The 3,185-nt window shown below is 56.0% G+C and carries 1 protein-coding gene; it reads left to right on the top strand.

Annotation, left to right across the window (positions count from 1 at the left end):
- Positions 1-216 precede the first annotated feature (216 nt).
- On the top strand, positions 217-2,829 hold the full coding sequence (locus tag H0X91_RS34525) for an McrB family protein (protein WP_230878103.1): 2,613 nt from the start codon (positions 217-219) through the stop codon (positions 2,827-2,829).
- Positions 2,830-3,185 lie beyond the last annotated feature (356 nt).

The following is a 3,185-nucleotide window of genomic DNA, read 5'->3' as shown; positions in this document are numbered from 1 at the left end:
TCGAGCATTACAACGAGAAGCATCCCCATAGCGCGCTGAAATACCGCTCGCCTCGCGAGTTCCGGCGCTCGATGGATTCAGCAACCTTAGTGTGAGGCTGTGTCCGGTATTACAGGGTCAACTCCAGAGGCGGCTATCCACTGGCGGGACGCAGCTCTCTTAGGCAGCGGTTCTGTTCTGACGTATCAACCGCTTTGGACATCACAAGCTCTCGACTTGCTCGACGAGCATTTCGTACGTAACCCCGATCTCGGGGACGGAAAGTTTCTTGAGAAATTAGAGAGTCAGCTCGCACCGGCCTCGCACTCCGCGAAGCAACTGGTCGCAGAAATGATGTGGTTGCTGTACCTCTGCCCAAGTAGCCTCACAGCAGCCCACAAACGCAAGACTATCCAGGCTATTTGGTCGTGGTCCGGCGAACCGTTACCGACGGACTCGCGCTGGCTAGATGACGACGTGCTCGCAGGTGTCGGTAGCGCCGGCCCGGGCTTCAATCAAAATCAATGGCGCGAGCTCGTCTTCCTGATCAACTTCCTCCGCCGCTTCAGTGAGCTAACCAGCATTCGTCAACTGGAGTTGATTGGTGACGGTTGGGCATTCGATGAATGGCTTCGCCAGGTCCCGGATTGGGAAGCAAGGCAGTTTCGTCACATGCTGCTCTTCCTGCTGTTCCCTGACGATTTCGAACGGATCTTTGGACAGAACGATCGCAAGACTATTGTTCGCCACTATTCGAAGCACGAGCGCCGTGTAGTCAATCGCATGGATCCTGTTCAACTGGATCGCGAACTGCAAGCAATTCGGAAACGCCTTGAAACAGAGCGCGGCACGACGCAGCTCGATTATTACGTGCCCCCGTTGAAGGGAGAGTGGCGCAGCGAGACATTCGCTGCAGCAACAGAGAACGTAACGGCAGAGCACATTCGATTGGCTCTGCACGAAATCGACCAAGAAGGTGTGCCGAAGGACGCGGAATCCACTGGTTACGATTTGGTTTATGACGGTAAGCGCTACCCACCAAAATTGGTCCTGTCCCTGGCTGTTAAACAAGCAACGGGGGAGCCACTAGATCGTGCAGCTTTCTCCGGAGGCGAAGCTTCGTCCGCCTTCCGCTTGCTGCGACGCCTCGATTTCGAAGTTGAACCCAAGGAGGAATCGTCAGACGGCATTCCGGAGCTCCTCAATCGCTTTCTCAAACAAGCGAGTGATGGAAAGGAACTCGGAACAAGGGGCTACCTCAGCGTATACCGGGATCTAAAAGTCAGAGTGAGTTTCGGCAAAGGCAACTTCGCCCGGATTCCCTGGATCGCGTTTCTTGGCGACGGACAATCGGTTAACCAAGGCATCTACCCCGTCCTACTTCTGTACGCGGAGCAGCAGCAATTACTGCTGTGCTATGGAGTAAGCGAAGAGGGGGCGTCCCGATTGAGCTGGGGCGAACTGGCTGGAGCACAAACGGTAAGGGAATGGTTTAAAGAACGATATGGTCGCGTACCGGATCGCTATGACACATCCTTTGTTCGCGCGACGTACGACCTCACGCAACCATTGCCGATGGCCGAGCTGCAACAGGATTTGGACGATGTCATCGACATCTATAGCCAAGTTCTGGCCGGCAACGATGCGGAGGAGTTGCCAGATGCAATTGAACCAGAGCACTCGGACGAACCACTCCCCGTCAGAGCGGAGCTTCGCACAGCGATCGATGCATTCAGCAACGCCCTACTTACTAGTGGCGTGAAGTTCGGTGATCATCACCATGGACTCGTTGCATCCTTCATTTCGAGTCTGGTCACGAAGCCGCTAGCAATTCTGACTGGACTGTCTGGCTCGGGTAAGACACAAATTGCCATTCGCTTCGGTGAATGGCTAGGCACGGATCGACTTCACGTCGCCGCAGTCCGGCCCGACTGGACAGGTGCAGAAGCGTTGTTTGGATACGAAGACGCCCTTAAGCGCGAACTCGACGGGCGCCGGGCCTGGTCCGTTCCTGCACCGTTGGAGTTCATCTTGAAGGCGGCAGCAGATCCACAGCATCCGTACTTGCTACTTTTGGATGAGATGAACCTCGCACACGTCGAGCGCTACTTCGCCGACGTACTGTCAGGTATGGAGTCGGGGCAACCGTGTATTCCAAACCTTCACAAGGGAACGGACGACTGCTGGCGACTGAAGGCCAGCGCAGAAAAGCAGCTACCGCTTCCGCGAAATCTCTGGATCGTCGGCACCGTCAACATCGACGAAACGACCTACATGTTCTCGCCAAAAGTTCTCGATCGTGCCAACACTTTCGAGTTTCGCGTTCACTCAAGTGATCTCTCGATCGAAGCGATCAAGCCGCGCCCATGCGTTGCCGGGGATCAGGAGCTGGTGAGGGGATTGTTGAGCATCGCGCAGGATGACAACTGGCATCGAGATCGCCAGAGCGACGCGCTCAACGAGCTGAACCAGCGCCTGCGACAATTGCACGAACTACTCAGCCGGTACAACCTGGAGTTCGGCCATCGTGTCTTCTATGAGGCGATCCGATTCGCAGCCTTGGCACAAGAGGCAGGGATCGACGGCCTAGCATCGATCGTGGACCGGATCGTCATGCAAAAGGTACTGCCGAGACTGCATGGATCGCGCAGACGCCTTGAACTGCCACTCCTGGCGCTGGCGCAGTTCTGTCGAGATCTGCCGGATTCAATTCTGGCCGATGACAAGCTTCCGACATTTACGATCGACGAAATGCCAGGCCAGGGTGCCGCACTTCCTATCGCCTATGCTAAGACGGTCCGCATGCTTCGAAGCCTGCGTGCCAATCAATTTGCTAGCTTTACAGAATAAGCCGTGTGCGCTGCCTCAGAAGCTATCGCACTTCTTCGCGACTCGACGGGGAACGTCACCGCTAAGTTGCACATAGCGGTGTTACCCCGTCGCTCTGCCACTCCTTTAGCAACGCTTTGGTGCTCCGACGACAGCAGTTCCCCGGAAAATGCCGCTGCGGGTATGGTCGAGCTTTTGGAGGGCATGGAGTATCGATACGCCTGGGAAATCCTCGGGGCAAGCGATAGCTTGTCAGCGTCGGATAGATACTCCCCACTTTCGTCGAAGTAATTTTCCCCAGTTTTTTGTCTGACGGCGCCGCGGTAGCGGCGCCGTCCTGTCGATCGCCGACCATATCGCCCTGGAGATCCGTCGTG

Origin of the sequence: Burkholderia sp. 9777_1386 (assembly GCF_015712265.1) — a bacterium.
Lineage (GTDB): Bacteria > Pseudomonadota > Gammaproteobacteria > Burkholderiales > Burkholderiaceae > Burkholderia > Burkholderia cenocepacia.
Note: the sequence above shows the minus strand (reverse complement) of the source record. Positions and strands in the feature narration are given on the sequence as shown.